Source organism: Collinsella aerofaciens, from assembly GCF_039752985.1.
Taxonomy (GTDB): domain Bacteria; phylum Actinomycetota; class Coriobacteriia; order Coriobacteriales; family Coriobacteriaceae; genus Collinsella; species Collinsella aerofaciens_BT.
Window position 1 is genome coordinate 1 of the sequence record NZ_JBDMHA010000019.1, and the last position, 15,898, is coordinate 15,898.

General features: G+C 61.4%; 11 protein-coding genes. 5 read left to right on the plus strand and 6 right to left on the minus strand.

Translation table 11 applies throughout. From position 1 onward, the window contains the following. On the plus strand, positions 1 to 705 hold a 705-nt coding region (locus ABHR76_RS03850; RefSeq protein WP_346976837.1), incomplete at its 5' end, for a DUF2130 domain-containing protein. A gap of 74 nt (positions 706 to 779) precedes the next feature. Here ABHR76_RS03850 and ABHR76_RS03855 read toward each other — a convergent pair. From ABHR76_RS03855 to ABHR76_RS03865, 3 genes are all read right to left on the minus strand, one after another. Beyond that, entirely contained in the window at positions 780 to 3,461 is a 2,682-nt protein-coding gene (locus ABHR76_RS03855; RefSeq protein WP_346976838.1) for a DEAD/DEAH box helicase, read from the minus strand. Positions 3,462 to 3,559: 98 nt separating this feature from the next. Continuing rightward, entirely contained in the window at positions 3,560 to 4,399 is an 840-nt protein-coding gene (gene trmB / locus ABHR76_RS03860) for a tRNA (guanine(46)-N(7))-methyltransferase TrmB (protein WP_346976839.1), read from the minus strand. Positions 4,400 to 4,518: 119 nt separating this feature from the next. After that, positions 4,519 to 5,391 (minus strand): class I SAM-dependent methyltransferase, encoded by an 873-nt coding sequence (locus ABHR76_RS03865; protein ID WP_055250686.1) that lies wholly within the window; start codon positions 5,389 to 5,391, stop codon positions 4,519 to 4,521. Between the two features lie 267 nt (positions 5,392 to 5,658). Between ABHR76_RS03865 and ABHR76_RS03870 the strand changes: the two genes are divergently transcribed. The 4 genes from ABHR76_RS03870 (at position 5,659) to ABHR76_RS03885 (ending at position 10,160) form a co-directional block, all read left to right on the plus strand. Beyond that, entirely contained in the window at positions 5,659 to 6,381 is a 723-nt protein-coding gene (locus tag ABHR76_RS03870) for a helix-turn-helix domain-containing protein (protein ID WP_117769814.1), read from the plus strand. Further along, positions 6,381 to 7,277 (plus strand): DUF4097 family beta strand repeat-containing protein, encoded by an 897-nt coding sequence (locus ABHR76_RS03875; RefSeq protein ID WP_158556895.1) that lies wholly within the window; start codon positions 6,381 to 6,383, stop codon positions 7,275 to 7,277. The genes ABHR76_RS03870 and ABHR76_RS03875 overlap by 1 nt, the downstream gene beginning before the upstream one ends. A 99-nt stretch (positions 7,278 to 7,376) precedes the next feature. Further along, on the plus strand, positions 7,377 to 9,284 hold the full coding sequence (locus ABHR76_RS03880; protein ID WP_117769812.1) for an elongator complex protein 3: 1,908 nt from the start codon (positions 7,377 to 7,379) through the stop codon (positions 9,282 to 9,284). Then, on the plus strand, positions 9,285 to 10,160 hold the full coding sequence (locus tag ABHR76_RS03885; RefSeq protein WP_117769811.1) for a spermidine synthase: 876 nt from the start codon (positions 9,285 to 9,287) through the stop codon (positions 10,158 to 10,160). Positions 10,161 to 10,262: 102 nt separating this feature from the next. Here ABHR76_RS03885 and ABHR76_RS03890 read toward each other — a convergent pair whose 3' ends face one another. From ABHR76_RS03890 to ABHR76_RS03900, 3 genes are all read right to left on the minus strand, one after another. Then, positions 10,263 to 12,707, minus strand: coding sequence for a DEAD/DEAH box helicase (locus ABHR76_RS03890; protein ID WP_346976840.1), 2,445 nt, complete (start codon positions 12,705 to 12,707; stop codon positions 10,263 to 10,265). Positions 12,708 to 12,823: 116 nt separating this feature from the next. Continuing rightward, positions 12,824 to 14,128 carry an ATP-binding protein gene (locus ABHR76_RS03895; RefSeq protein WP_346976841.1) on the minus strand — a complete coding sequence of 435 codons (1,305 nt, stop codon included), beginning with the start codon at positions 14,126 to 14,128 and terminating at the stop codon, positions 12,824 to 12,826. Next, positions 14,121 to 15,881, minus strand: a complete 1,761-nt coding sequence (locus ABHR76_RS03900) for a TerB N-terminal domain-containing protein (protein ID WP_346976842.1) — start codon at positions 15,879 to 15,881, stop codon at positions 14,121 to 14,123. Before ABHR76_RS03900 ends, ABHR76_RS03895 begins: the two co-directional genes overlap by 8 nt. Between the last annotated feature and the right edge of the window lie 17 nt (positions 15,882 to 15,898).

Below are 15,898 nucleotides of genomic sequence, written 5' to 3' on the forward strand. Positions count from 1 at the left end.
GATAACGATGCGTCCGAGGGTACCAAGGGCGACTTTATCTTCCGCGAGTGCGATGCGAGCGGTAACGAGATTATCTCGATCATGTTCGAGATGAAAAACGAGAACGACGAGACCGCGACCAAGCACAAAAACGAGGACTTCTTTAAGAAACTCGATCACGATCGTCGCCAGAAAGGCTGTGAGTACGCGGTGCTCTGCACACTGCTCGAGCCCGAAAGCGAGCTCTATAACGCAGGGATAGTCGACGTGAGTTACCGCTATGAGAAGATGTACGTGATCCGCCCGCAGTTCTTCATTCCCATGATCACGCTGCTGCGCAACGCCGCCATGGGTTCGCTGCGCTATAAGCAGGAGCTGGCGGAGTACAAGCAGCAGAACATCGACGTCACGAACTTCGAGGCCAAGATGGAGAAGTTCAAGAACGACTTCGGCCGCAACTATGAGCTTGCGAGCCGTAAGTTCCAGACGGCGATCGAGGAGATTGACAAGACGATTAGCCATCTGCAGAAAACCAAGGAGGCATTGCTGTCCTCCGAGAACAATTTACGTCTAGCCAACAAGAAGGCCGACGATCTTACCATTCGCAAGCTCACCTGGGGCAACAAGACCATGAAGGCGGCGTTTGACGAGGCGCGCGGGGCTGCGACAGGGGCAAACGATGAGCCCGCCGAGGCGGATTCGTATGAGGTCGAGGATGCCGAGTAGGGGATAGCGTATAGTGCAAAAGCGGGGCCGCTGGCGATACTGCCAACGGCCCCGCTTCGTTCCAGTATGTACGGCTAGTCCTCGAGCAGGTCCTCGATAAAGCCGACGCGGTAGTTTTTGAAGATGACCTCGCCGCCGTCTTGCGTGGCATCCAGGTCGACATCGCCCATGATGCCAAAGTCGTGGTCGCCATCCTCGTCGGCAAAAATCTGGTGCACGTGCCATACGTGCGCGGTCTTCTCGTCGGACTCGTCGATGGAAAACATCGCGGCGCTGCGGGCATCTCCGTCGGTGAGGATTTCCTCGTGCTGCTCATGGTAGGCATCGAGCGCCTTTTGCCAGCGAATTTCGCTCATGCCCCAGTCGTCGTCGAGCTCGCCCAGGTCGCGAACATGCTCGCGGGCGGCAAGGGTCACGCGGCGGAAGAGCGCGTTGCGCACCAACAGCGTGCAGCCGCGGCGGTCTGCCACGACTTCGTCGATGCCTTGTGGCGGCGCGGCATCGAGGGCTGCCGGGTTGCCGGCGTTCTCCCACTCGTCCACCAGGCTCGAGTCCACCGAGCGCACCACAAAGCCCAGCCACGAGATAATGTCGCGCAGGCGCTCGTCGCGCTTCTCGATGGGCACGGTGCGATCGAGGGAACGGTAGGCCTCGGCTAGGTAGCGCAGCAGAATGCCCTCGGAGCGGGCGATGCCGAGCTTTTGGATATAGCCCTTAAAGTCGCTCGCGCTCTCCAGCATGTCGCGCAGGACGCTCTTGGGCGAGAGCTGGTAGTCGTTGGCCCAAGGTACTTCCTGGCAGTACTTGTCAAAGGCGGCGTCGAGCAAATCCTCGAGCGGCTTTTCGTACGTGACGTCTTGGATGCGTTCCAGACGCTCCTCATAGTCGACGCCGTCAGCCTTCATCTCGGCCATGGCGCGATCGCGTGCGGCGCGCTCCTGTGCACGCAGCACCTGCTTGGGATCCTCGAGTGTTGCCTCGACCATAGAGATCAGATCCATGGTATAGGTCTCGCTCTCGGGATCGAGCAGCTCCAACGCGGCAAGCAAGAACGGCGAGAGCGGCTGATCGAGCGCGAAGTCCTCGGGCAGATCGACCGTCAGCGCATAGTCGATGTCCGGCGCGGCGTCAGCCGGAGCGTCGGGTGCGGGCGGCACCTCGGTGCGCACGACGACGCCGGAGTCGATGAGCGTTGCGAAGATCTCGTCGGCGCGAACCTCGAGCTTGGCCTTTTCCTCGGGGGTTTGCAAGCTCGTCTCGATGAGGTCGTGTACGCGGGCTCGGGCATCGCTGCCCTGCTCGACCACGCTAATCACCATGGAGTGTGTGATGCGCAGGTGCGGCTTGAGCGTCTCGGGCTGCGTCTCGATCAGGCGCTCAAAGGTCTGCTTGTTCCAGGTGACAAAGCCCTCGGGGGCCTTCTTCTTTTTAATCTTGCGGAGCTTCTTGGGGTCGTCGCCCGCCTTGGCCATGAGCTTGGCGTTCTCGATCTCGTGCTCCGGGGCCTCGGCGATGACCATGCCCTCGGTATCGAAGCCCGAACGGCCGGCGCGACCGGCAATCTGATGGAACTCGCGGGCGCGCAGACGACGCATCTTGTAGCCATCGAACTTGGTGAGCGCGGTGAGCACCACGGTGTGGATGGGTACGTTGATGCCGACGCCGAGCGTATCGGTGCCGCAGATGACGGGCAGCAGGCCCTGCTGCGCCAAGCGCTCGACCAGCAGGCGATAGCGCGGCAACATGCCAGCATGGTGCACGCCGACGCCGCATCCAAGCAGGCGCTTGAGAATCTTACCAAAGGCCGTCGAGAAGCTCGTGCCCTTGGCCGCTTCCTTGATGGCCTCGCGCTGCTCCTTGCTGGCGATGCCAAAATTGGCGAGTGACTGTGCCGTCGCAAGTGCGGCATCCTGGCTAAAGTGCACGATGTAGAGCGGGGCCTCGCCGCGACGCATCGCGAGCTCGACGGTGCCCTCGAGGGAGGTCGTCACATAGTCGTAGCTCAGCGGTACGGGACGCGGGGCGTCGACGACTAGGTCGCAGGTAGCGCCGGTGTGTTCCTCGAGCGAGGCGGCGATCGCGGTGACATCGCCGAGCGTGGCGCTCATGAGCATGAATTGCGTGTGGGGCAGGGTGAGCAGCGGCACCTGCCAGGCCCAGCCGCGGTCGGGGTCGGCAAAGTAGTGGAACTCGTCCATGGCCACGCAGCCCACATCGGCGTCCTCACCCTCGCGCAGCGCATCGTTGGCAAGGATTTCGGCCGTGCAGCAGATGACGGGCGCCTTGGTGTTGATGTGCGTATCGCCGGTGATCATGCCGACGTTGTCGCGGCCGAGCACCTGTACAAGGTCGAAAAACTTCTCGCTGACCAGGGCCTTGATGGGGGCCGTGTAATAGCAGCGCTTGCCCTGCGCCATGCCCATAAAGAGCATGCCCAGCGCGACGAGCGATTTACCCGATCCGGTCGGTGTGCCTAAAATGACGTGATCGCCGGCAGCCAGGTCCATGAGGGCCTCTTCTTGGTGGTCCCACAGCTCAATGCCGCGATCGCTCGTCCATTCAAAGAAGCGTTCGAAGGCTTGATCGGCCGTGAGCCATGGCTCGGGCTCGCTGCCGTCCTCGGGCTCCCACCAGGTGGGGGAGAGCGCGCCGAGCGAGCCAAACTCGGCTTCGGTTCCCGTGCCGCCCGAGAATGAGCTGGCGGCCCCGGCACCGGAAACGGTGCTGGCAGCGGTATCTGTCGTGGTCTGTGCCATGTGGTTGCTTTCTCTCGCGATTGTCCGCCAACTATTATGGCGTAGCGGCGCCGCGGGGTGCCAGCGCGCGAGAAAATGCAGGAAATGGGCGCTTGAAGTTAGTGCTCTTGCGGCAGGCGCTTCTTGCCTTTGCGGGCGCGGTTTCTAAAGTTCTCGACGGCTTCTTCCATGCCCAGAGGTACATAGGTGAGCTCATCGAGGTTATCGGGCAGGTAGCAGGCAAGGCTTTGCTCCTGCGCGCGTCCTACTGTGAGCTGTTCGTCGGTTGGCTGCGTGCCGGGTGTGGCGCAGATGCCATAGACAGCGGCGCCCATTTCGCGCGTGCGGCATTCATATTCGGTCTCGGGATGCTCGGGATGGTCGCGGCGAACGTCGTCACTTACCCAAAGCGTGTCGTAGCCGGCCGAGGCAAACTGCCCCAGGGCGTAGTCGCGCAATGGCTTGCTGTCGGTGCGCAGCGTGACGGTGGTGCCGGCTGCAAAGAGCGGGCGGTAGAGCATCAGATGGTCGACATGGACGAGTCGTTTTTTGGCGTACTTGGCCTTGGGCTGCGGCGTGGGAAAGTTGATGGTGATGGCATCGAGCTCGCCTGCGGCAAACAGCTGCGGCAGCGATGCGGCGCTTCGGGGCAGGACGAGTGCGTTGGTCAGTTCCTGCTCGCAGATTTTCTGCGCGGCATAGGCGATACAGATGGGCTCCTGGTCCATACCGATAAAGAGGGTGTTTGGCTCGTGGGCCGCGCGCTCTACAAGGTACGTTCCCTTGCCACAGCCAAGATCCAGGTGAAGGTGTTCAAAGGGCTTGCTGCCAACTGGCGCACAGGCCTCGCGCCAATCTCCGGCATAGATTTCAGGGTTCGTCTCAATCGCATCGACGTAGCGCTCCAGGCGCTCCTCGAGCACAAAGTTCTTAGGCGTGCGAACGTGGACGGCTCCCATGAGGCTCCTTGGTCATAAGTATGGAACGCATAGCTGCGCGTTCCGTCAATGGGTTGAAAAAAGGGTGGGCATAGTTTGCCCGAAAGATGTGGTGCGGCCCGGCGGCGAGTCGTCGGTGCCTACAGGCGCTTGAGGATTACATAGCGGTTGAGCTCGCCGCTGCGACCATCGGCATGGAAGCGCTCAAGCTCGCGCACGGGGACCTCGCCGCTCTTGTAGAACGTACGGACGCCGCGCACCAGGTCGGTGATCTGCTGATCGTCAAAGTGATGGCAATAGCGGTAGGCGTGGCGGTCGTTTTGCCAGCCAATGAGGTGGTCGCCGGCTTCAAACTGCGCGGAATCGTAACCCTCAAACGGCGGGGTGAGCTCGGCACGGGCTTCGGCTCGAACGGCCTTGCGCGCCATGCGCTCATCGTTCATAAACTCCCAAAAGCTGATGGCGATGATGCCGCCCGGGCGCGTCTGCCGCACCAGGGCGTCGAGCACGCGTACGCGGTACTCGCACGACGGCACGTGGTGCATAAAGCCAAAGCAGACCGAGATGTCGGCGAGCGGGGCGTCGAAAAGCACGTCGGGTGTTTCGGCGGGGTTGAGCTTCATGAGGGCGTCGAGCACGTCGAGTTCCTGGAAGTGCAGGTTGGGAATGCGAAGCGCGTGGCCATGTGCATCGATGGCCAGGTCTTGGCACGAGTCGACGCCATAGAACTCAAACGGGCAGCTGGCATCTGCCGAGGGGTTTGCGCCGTCGACACCCTTGGCGGCAAGTGCGCCGCCGGCTGCAAAGTTCTCGAATCGCATATTGCCGCAGGCGAGATCGAAGACGCGGACGGGATGCTCGATCGTGGCGACGTCGAGCTGCCCGAGCGCGATGTCCATGGTGCGTACCCAGCCGGGCCACGGGGCCTGGCGCGTATCGGAGAAGGAGGCGGAGTGCTCGCGATAGAACGTGTTGTTGAGCTGGATGAGCGATGAGGCGAAATCGCGGTTCACGGCGCGGGACTCCCTCCGTTGGCGGTGCGGAATAAACAGTACGACCATACTACCGTTAACGCCGCAACGGGGACAACCAAGCTACGGGTCATTGCTTTGTTTGGACACATTTCCGCAGCTCATATGTGCCCGCAACCGCCGGTTGTCAAAAATCTCACTAGAATAGGTGGCATGCTCTTGGCGGTGGCGGATAGATTTTTAACTGTGCAAGGCGCCTTAAGAACAAAAACGGTCCGGCGGCACGGCTGGCATCACATAGGAGGAACCATGAATGTAGAAACTGCGCAGCGGCTCGCCGACCTTCGTCGCAGCAAGGGTTTTAGCCAAGAAGGGCTGGCGCGAAAGCTGGGGCTGTCGCGCCAGGCAGTCAGTAAATGGGAGCGCGCGGAGAGCTCGCCCGATACCGAGAACCTGATCTCGCTCGCCAAACTCTATGGCGTGAGCCTGGACGAGCTGCTCAATCCGAGCGACGAGATCGAGGACGATATCGAGTTTGAGAACGAGGACCGCGCCCGTCAGCGCGAGGCCGAGGCGGCAGAGCGTGCTCGCACCCATGAGGCGGCGGCACGCGCCACGGAGGCAGCTACGCAGGCAAGTGATGCCGCAGCCAAGGCGGCGCAGGCGGCAAGCTGGAGTGCGCAGGCCGCCAATGCCGCTACGGCGCAGGCGACGAGTGGCACCGCGGTTGGCTCGACTCCGGTGAAGGGCCCGTTCCAGTCGTTCCCGTATTGGGCCGTGTGCTGGCTGCTGTTCTTTTTGCTGATGTTCCTGTTTGGTGCCGGCCCCTTTGCCGCGCTGATCTTCTTTACGATTCCCATCTATCACTGGGTGGCGCGTGCGCTCGATGGTGATTGGGCGCGCGGGGATATTCAGGTTGGTCCGGCGTCGGTGGCGATCAAGGCCCAGGGGAAGGATGCTTCTGCGGAACCCGATGCTGACGTGGCTACCACGACCACCGCTGAGCCATGTGCCAAAGAGGGTGACGAATGATGAAGCTTTCGCATGAATCCAAGGTACGCCTGGGTGTTGGCATCGGAGCGTTTGTGCTCATTGTTGGGCTTGTCTTTGGCGTTTCGCGGACATTGATTCATTTTGATGGTCCGTGGGATCTCGACGATGTTGTATCCGGCTTGTCTGGTATGGACGATGCGCTTGACGAGGACGATCTTTTGGATAGCGGTAACTATTCCGCTCGGCCTCAACAGCTTTCGAGCGAAACGTTTGATGCCGACGCGTTCACATCGCTTGATTTGGACGTGACGTCGGGCACGGTCGAGGTCAAACACGTCTCCGGCGGGCCAGTGCGCGTAATTGAAAGCGGTCGCGTGGCAACGGGGACCGTTGCCTTCGATGCGGCAACCCAGAACCTGGCCGAAATCAAGGGTTCTACGCTCAAGATTCGCCAGTTCGATTGCGATGACGAGCGCGCCATTGACCGCACGGTTACCGTCGAACTGCCGCGCGATGTTGCCGATAACATGGTGGGCATCACAGCGAATGTGGGATCGGGTGATCTGACGGTCGCGGGCATTGCGTGTCATGACCTCAACCTGACTTTGGACTCGGGAGACGTCGAGTTTACGGGTACCGTGACCGATACCCTGAATGCCGAGGTCGGTTCGGGCGATGTGACGTTCGAGCTCTACCAGGCCCCCGCGAAGTCGATGGACGTGAGCGTGGGCTCGGGCGATGTGGAGATGACGGTTCCGAACTCGACGGGCTTTAAGGCGAGCCTCACCTTGGGCAGCGGCGACTTCGAGAGCGATTTCCTTCCGCTTGGCTACGACGGCGAGACCGTTTTGAATCTTGAATTCGATAACGGCGATAAGTCTGCCACGTATCGTTTTGAGGTCGGTTCGGGCGACATGTCGTTTGATTCGGAGTAGTGAGGCAGACGAAAGCCTAGGCGAAGATATAGACGCGCTGTTTGGTGAAGGCGTCGAAGCCGAGATTGGCTTCGGCGCCTTTGCCTTTACAATGGGGGCATGGAACAGATTATCTTGAACATACTCGAGGCTCTGCGTCGCGGCGAGACCGTGGACGACAAAGCGCTCGTCAAACTGATACATGCCGAGGCACGCCGTGAGGGTGCCGACAAGCGCGATCTGGCCAAGCGTCGCCTGCTGCCGTTTTACCAGCGGGTGAAGCGCGAGGAGCCGGCTCGTTGGACGGTATGGAATGTCGACGCCGAGCTAGAGCGTCAACTGCTGCAGGTGCTACGCATGAAGCCTCGTCGCACGGCTTCGGGCGTAGCGACCATTACCGTCATCACCAAGCCGTGGCCGTGCTCGGGCGATTGCCTGTTTTGCCCCAACGACCTGCGCATGCCCAAAAGCTATCTGCACGCCGAGCCGGCGTGCGCCCGTGCAGAGCAAAACTGCTTCGATCCATATCTGCAGGTGAGCGCCCGTTTGACGGCGCTTTCGCAGATGGGGCATGCGACCGATAAGATAGAGCTCATCGTGCTCGGTGGCACCTGGAGCGACTATCCGGAAGGGTATCAGACGTGGTTTATGTCGGAGCTTTTCCGTGCGCTCAATGACGATGCCGTCGCCGGCGTGGCGGCAAACCCCATGTTGGCGCGTCCGGGCATCAGTCGTGCCGAGGCGGGGCGCCTGCTCGATGACGCTCCCGCCGATGCCCTGCCGCCGGTGGTAGCGGAGCGTCGCGAGCGCTATCGGGCAGCCGGCATTGCGACAGACGAGGTCGAGCTTGCTGCCGGCGTTGCCGACGACCAGGGGCGTGTGGATGCTGCCGTGGGCGGCTACAACCGTGCGGTGCGTCGTCTGTACGGCCCCGGTACGCCGTGGGGCGAAGTCGCCGAGTGGCAGACGGCAACGATGGAGGAGCTTGAACGTCAACAGCGCATCAACGAGACGGCGAAGCATCGCGTGGTGGGACTCGTTATCGAGACGCGCCCCGATGCCGTAACGCCGAAGGCCCTCACGCTTATCCGCCGCCTGGGCTGCACCAAGATCCAGATGGGCATCCAGAGCCTCGACCAGCACCTGCTCGATATCAACGAGCGGCGCATTTCGGTGGCGCAGATCGAGCGGGCGTTTTCGCTTGCGCGCCTGTTTGGCTTTAAGATTCACGCGCATTTTATGCTCAACTTGCTGGGCGCCACGCCCGAAGGGGACAAGCGCGACTACGAGCGCTTTGTGACCGAGGGGGCCTTTATGCCCGACGAGGTCAAAGTCTATCCGTGTGCACTCATCGAGGGCTCGCGTCTGGTGGGCTGCTATGAGCGTGGCAAGTGGCGTCCCTATACCGAGGAGGAGCTGCTCGATGTACTGGCCGATGACATCGTGGTGACGCCGGCGTTCTGCCGCATCAGTCGCATGATCCGCGACTTTAGCTCCGATGACATCATGGTGGGCAACAAGAAGCCCAACCTGCGTCAGCTCGTCGAGAATCGCTTGGCGGCTCGTGGAGAAGGCACAGTGGTGCGCGAGATTCGCTATCGCGAGATCAGTACCGCGGGTGCCGACTTGGATGAGCTTTCTCTTGATGAGGAAGTGGCGTACGAGACGCCGGTGACTCACGAGCGCTTTTTGCAGTGGGTGACGCCGCGGGGCAAGATCGCGGGCTTTTTGCGGTTGTCGCTGCCCGACCATTCGTTTGTTGCCGCACATGCGGACGAGTTGCCGACGACGCCGGACGAGGCGATGATTCGCGAGGTGCACGTGTATGGCATGGCGGCGCGCGTGGGCGATCAGGGCCAGGCGGCGCAACATCACGGGTTGGGGCGTTTGCTCGTAGAGCGTGCGTGCGAGATTGCCCGGGATGCGGGTTATGCGCGTATCAACGTGATTAGCGCGATTGGCACGCGCGAGTACTATCGCCATCTTGGATTTTATGACCATGGCCTTTATCTGCAAAAGGAGCTCTAGATGAACAAGCCGAGTGTTTCTGCCGGCGTCGTTGCCGGCGTTGCTCTGGGAGCCGCGGCGCTTGGTGCGGCCGCTGTCGCTGTTCGTGCTGCCTGTCTGCAGGTTGCGCGAACCCGCAATGGCTTGGCGCGTGTGAAACGCGTGCACGACGAGGGCGGCGACGAAGTCCGCGTATTGGTGCAAGGCGGCGTCTACCAAAGCGCGAGTTACGTTGGTGAGCGCTGGGCGGAGCCCGTCTTTGCGTACTATCGCGCGTTTAACGACGTGTTTGAGGCCGAGGATGCGATGCGCGACGCTTATGGTCACGGTATCGACCGCATTCTTATGCTGGGCGGCGGCGGGTTTGCCTATCCTAAATTCGCCCTGATGTCGCACGAGGGCTTGCGCATGGACGTCATCGAGTATGACGGAGAGATTACGCGCCTGGCGCGCCGCTGGTTCTACCTAGACGAGCTGGAGCGCGCGGCGGGCGATCGCCTGCGGGTGATAACCGCTGAGGCTCGCTCGTATCTGGGTGTGACGAGCGTGGGCCATCGTCGCTATGACGCGGTCGTGAGCGATTGCTTTGGCGGTGCCGAGCCCGTACGCGAGTTGGCGACGGTTGAGGCGTTGCGTTTAGTGCGGGGCAGCCTAAATGTTGGTGGCGTCTACGTCGCCAATATCGTGAGCGCAAACGAGGGGAGCGACGTGACGTTCCTGCGCGACTGCGCTGCCACGGCACTCGAGGTATTCGCCCATGCCTGGGTGGTCCCATGTGGCGATGCGAAGTTCGGCGGCGAGGAAAACTACCTGCTCATCGCCAGCGACGGCGACTATGTCTTTGCCGAAGCTGTGCCCTTCGACACCGACTTCCTCGGCACTGCTCTCCACGACTAGCACGTCTCCCTGCGACCAGTCTGTTTGTGGTGGGGCTCTTTTAGCTACTTCTTGGTCATGCCCAAAGTAGCTCAACAAGCCCCGTCCCAAAAAAGACTGGTCTTAGGCGTGGTCGCGCCAGCCGAGAACGCGCTGCTTCATGCCTTCGATGTCGAGCACGCCTTCGGCAAAGCCCTTGCGCACGAGCTCTTCGGGAACGAACTCATCGTAACGATCAAAGTAAGGCACCTCGCCGGGATAGACGAGCTCGATGGGGTCGAAGTCCTTTTCGGCCTCGGCTGCGAGCACCTCAAAGAACGTCTCCTCGTCGGCCTTCATCTTAAACTGCATAAAGTATGGACGCGACGGATCGAGCCCGCGAAGGCCCAGCTCCGCGGCACACTTAATCTTGAGCATACGTTCGAGCGCCAGAAAGGCGTAGCTGCCCAACCAGGGGAAGAGCACCCAGGTGTCGCCACCCAGGTTGATGAGCGGTTTGGTCCCCGCACCCGAAATCTCGGCGGTATGACGAGCCTGTGCAAGGCGTGCCCGTGCGTTGCCCATGAGGTACGGATATGCCGCGTGCTCGTTGAGCGCCTTGCGCATGCGCTCGAGTACATGCGTGTTAATGTCGCCGGGGCAGTCGCCAAAGTATGCCGGCACACGACCTTTGACTTGCGTGGCAAAGACGGTGTGTCGCTTCCAGTCCACTTCCTCGACTATCCAGCAGTGCCCGGCTATGGCGATGCGCTCACCGGGCGGTGGCGGATTGACGATCGTGCCCAACTCGGCCGACTCGCTGCGAACGGTGAACTCCTCGTTTTCCTGGAACACAGCGTAGAACTTAAAGTTGTTAATGATGCGCTCGCCCGCGAGACCCACGATGAGCCCACCGCCCTCGGTGACCTGGATGTGGTCGATCTTGATGAGGTGGCGCAGCAGTACGCGATAGTCATCGGCCGAGACGCGGTGGAAATAGCTGAGCGTGAGCACGCGCTGAGCAAGCTCGGCCGGCGTGAGCTCGCCGGTGCTGGCGAGCGTCGACATGGTCTGGTGGTAGAGCAGGCTGTAGGGGAGTCGATCGAGCTCGGGCGGCTCGACCCACTTTTCCTCGCGATAGAGTTGTACGAGTGCGATGCCCTGCAGGAGCTTCCAGGGTATCGTTTCGGGCATCATCGTGCGCGGCTCGGGTTCTTCCTCGCGCATGACAAACCACATCTCGGGCGGAAGGTCGCGACGGCCTGTGCGCCCCATGCGCTGCAAAAAGGAGCTGACGGTAAACGGCGCGTCAATCTGGAACGCGCGCTCCAGGCGACCGATATCAATGCCGAGCTCCAGCGTGGAGGTGGTGACGGTCGTCTGCGCCTGCTCTTCGTCGCGCATGAGCTCCTCGGCCGTCTCGCGCAGCGATGCCGAAAGGTTGCCGTGATGGATTAGAAAGCGGTCTGGCTCGTGCCGGCTCTCGCAGTAGCTGCGCAACATGGAGCACACGGCCTCTGCCTCCTCGCGCGAGTTGGCAAAGACCAGGCACTTGCGGCCGCGGGTATGCTCAAAGATGTAGCCCATGCCGGGGTCGGCGTTGTCGGGTGCGGTGTCGGTGGGGTTGAGCAGTGCCTGTTCGGTTGCCTGCGGGATGTCGACTTCGCCCTCGGGGGCTGAGGAAGTACGACGGTCCTTGGGGGCAGCCTTGCCCCGTGCCTGCTCGCGACGTTGGCGGCGCTCCTCTTGCGTGAGTTGTCCGCTGTGACGCATGTCTTGAGCACCGGCCGGCAGCGCCGCGGATGCCGCTGCCTCGATGCGCTCGCACGCGAGCACTTCGGCCTCTTGAGGACCTGTGCCCATGAATCCCCGCTGCTGTGCCTGGGGGCCCGAGTTGTAGAAGTGCTCCATGGAGATGCGCCATACGCGGTGCGGTTCTTCAAAGCGGGGGATAACACAGTTGCGCCCCGTTCCCTGTGAGAGAAAGGCACCCGTGCGTTCCGGGTCCCCGATGGTGGCCGAAAGGCCAATGCGGCGAGGCTGCACGCCGGCCATGCGCGAGAGTCGCTCGATAAGGCAGAGCGTTTGCCCGCCTCGATCGCCGCGCATGAGCGAGTGGACCTCATCGATGACCACGTAGCGTAGGTCGCAAAACATGCGCGGGATCGCCATGTGCTTATGGATTAAGAGCGCCTCGAGTGACTCGGGCGTAATCTGCAAGATGCCGCTCGGTTTTTTGATGAGCTTAGCTTTGTGCGATTGCGAGACGTCGCCATGCCAGTGCCAGACGGGGATGTCGGCCTCTTCGCACGGGTCATTGAGACGGACGAACTGATCATTGATGAGTGCCTTGAGGGGGCCGATGTAGAGGGCGCCAACGCTTGCGGGCGGGTTCTCCCAAAACTCGGTCAGGATGGGAAAGAAGGCCGCTTCGGTTTTGCCGGATGCCGTGGATGCCGTCAGGAGCACATTGTCTTGTGTGTTAAAGATGGCATCTGCTGCCGCAACCTGAATGGAGCGCAGGCTATCCCAATCGTGGGAGTAGATGAAGTCTTGGATAAACGGGGCGTAGCGGTCAAAGGCGTTCACGGGGCCTCCTCTCATATACGAACCTCTTAACGCGGTGGTCAGTGGCTTGCTGCATTACTGTCTCAACGTTCGCCCAGATAAAACCTACCAAAATAAACCTGTCCCTTTTTGGCAGGTTAGATGGTGAATTCGGCGAAGTTACGGTCGCCACCTGCGGTATCGGTGTCGCCTGTTGCGGTTGCTGGCGCCAGCGCGTCACCGCCGACGCTTTGTAGTAGCTCGGCAACGTTGGCATCGGGGTTCTGGCATAGGATGTCGAGCAGCTCGATAAAGTCGCGAATGACCTCGCGAGGCGTCAGGTGCGTATCGGCTCCCACGCGGCCAAACTCAATCTTGAGGAAGTCCACCAAGTCGTTCTCGGTAAGCGTGGGCGTCCAGCCAAAGTAGCCGGCGTGAATTTGCATGAGTTTTTCGATCAGCACCAGTAGCTCCTCGTAGGTGAGCGGCTGCAAGCGGATGATGGGCGCGAGCATGTCCTTAAGGTCCTCGCGTGCAAAGCGACCCTGAGCGAGCCGGCTGCGCAGAGCCTCGTAGGAGAATACGCCGCGACGGCGGTCCTCGATGGAGGTCGGCGTGCCGCCCATGATCATGCCCAAGTACTGCGCCTTGCCCTGGAGCGTGTCGTTGTACATGGTGAGGATTTTCTCGTAGTTGTACTGGCGCGTGATGGCGTTGGGAATCTTGTACAGGTTTACGAGTTCGTCGATGAGCACCAGCATGCCCCTGTAGCCGCTGCAGACCAAAAAGCGTGCGATGAGTTTGACGTAGTCGTACCAGTCGTCATCGCTGATGATGGTCGAGGAGCCCAGCTCGGCGCGCGCCTCGCTCTTGGTTCGGTACTCGCCTCGGATCCACTTGGTCACGCGGCTCATGGTCTCCTCGTCGCCCTCGGAAACGGCCGCGCGATAGCGACGGAGCATGCGGGCAAAGTCGAAGCCGTGGACCATTTCCTCGAGCGGAGCGAGTTGGGCATTGATAGCCGACTCATCGGCGTCCGCGCACGAGGCGACCCAGCGATCCAGGATAAGGTTGAGCGCGCCGCCTTCGGGGCGCGTCTTGGTCGATATATTGCGGATGAGCTCACGGTAGGTGGCAAGGCCCTGTCCCTGGCCGCCCTGCAGGCGGCGCTCAGGGGATAGGTCGGCATCGGCGACGACGAATCCCTCACCCATGGCGTGCGTGCGGATGGTCTGGAGCAAAAAGCTCTTGCCGGCGCCGTAACGACCGACCAGAAAGCGGAAGCTCGCGCCACCGTCGGCGATGAGACTCAGATCGGTGAGCAGGGCGCGAATCTCGACCTCGCGTCCCACGGTGATATAGGGAAGGCCGATGCGCGGGACCACGCCGCCCTTGAGCGAGTTTAGGATAACGGCAGCGACGCGTTTGGGTACGCGGGGCGCTGCGGATGTGGTATCACTCATGGTCTAGGTATCCTCTCACGTCTGCTTCGTAATCCTCGATAATCTGCGGCCCTGCCGCGCTAAATTCAATTACGGTGTCGCCCACCAGGTCAAAGAGCGCCTCGTTGATGGTATCGACGAGCATGTCCTCGCTCTGGCCCGAGTGCGCCACTGCCGATGTCGCTTGCGCTGCGTTTTGCTCGAGCAGTGCGCGAAGATACGCGGTTGCGGCGGGCGCGAGTTCGGTCGCGGCGTCAGCGGGCGCAGCAGCTGCGAACGCGGGCGTCGGCGCGAGAAGCGGTGCCACGACACCAAACTGTTCGGTGGATATGGTCGGCTCGTCGGTCTCGTCCTGCCGAATGGGTGCCGCGACCGCCTCGACAATCGCGTCGGCTACGGGCTCGGCTTCCGGTTGCCCTGAGTCCGCCGCCTCGGCTTCCACAGGTGCGCCGTCCTCGCGCTCTTCATCGATCAAAAGCGCTTCACGCGTTTGCGCGGCGGCGCTTCGAATGTGCCCCAGCTGACTCAGATCGATATCGATCTTGACGGGCTGGTGTGCGGCGTCCCATGAAAGCCATGCCACAATCTCGTCATCGATAATCTTGGCCAGATATTTGGGGACCTTTTCTTCCTTAAGGGGATGGGCGGGGTCCAGCGCCAGGCGCAGGCGTTGGTCGCAGGCGCGCATCATTTCACCGAGCTTGCTGCTCTTTTGCCTACTGCCATGGATACGCATACATTCCCAAAAGCCGTTTTGGCAACGGTAGATATGGATAGGATCCAGGCGGTATTCGCAGTCCTCGTGGCGCTCGGGCGCAAAGAATACGGCCGAGGCAAACATGGTGTAGGGCATGGCCGTCTCCTCCCCAAATAAACTCGCCACGATGCCGGTCTTTCGGTGCGTGTCATAGTAGCGCGCCATGCGGACATACACGGCGCATGCCACGTGGCGCAGATCGCGGTGGTGGCTGCGGTCGAGCCGCGAGTTACTTAGGTTGTACGTGGAGAGGGCGTTGATGGCGGCCATGAGTCGCTCCTCGCGCACCTCATCGGGCGGAAGGGGGAGCGTGGGCTCGGAGGTTTTGCGACGCTTGGGGGTCTGGCCGGACGGCGCCGGTGCTGGTACAAGGTCTCGTGCCGCGCGCCGCAGCTCGATAAGGGCGTTATCGAACATGACGGTTTTAGAATCACGAAGCAGCTTGGGGTCAAGCCCGTGGAACACGGCGTAGTCCTGCAACCACACGCGTGCAAACCGGTCGATGTCGGGCTCGAAGGCGCGGTAGGCATCCCAAAAGGCCTTGATCTTGTTAAAACCATCGAGCGGGTCATCTACGCCAATGCCGCAAATCAGCTCATAGAGATACAGAAAGGCGAAGGACGTAGACGTTTCCTCGACGGTTCCGCGGCGCACTTGGGCACGCCAGGTAAAGTAGCCGCGCAACTGCCGGTCGCTCATGGCGTTGTAGGTGGGAAAGTACGACTTAAAGGTGCCGTTGTAGGGGCAGTCGTCCTCAAAGTCGGCCATCAGCAGGCCTTGGCGGTAGAAAAGCTCGGCTTCCGAAAGCCAACGGCCCGCGCCGCCCTTGGGGTCTTCTTGCCAACGCGATATCTCACGCATCTTGCGGTACTGGTCGGGGAGGAAGTTCTGCATCTGTCGGCCGGTCTTGAGAATCGGCTCGTCTGCGTAGACCTCATGTGAGAAGCGAGCGGACTGATGGGTCCGGGCCTCGGCCATAATGCGCTCGATGAGCATCTTGATGTCCTGGTCGGCCACCGCTTCTCCTCTCCTAA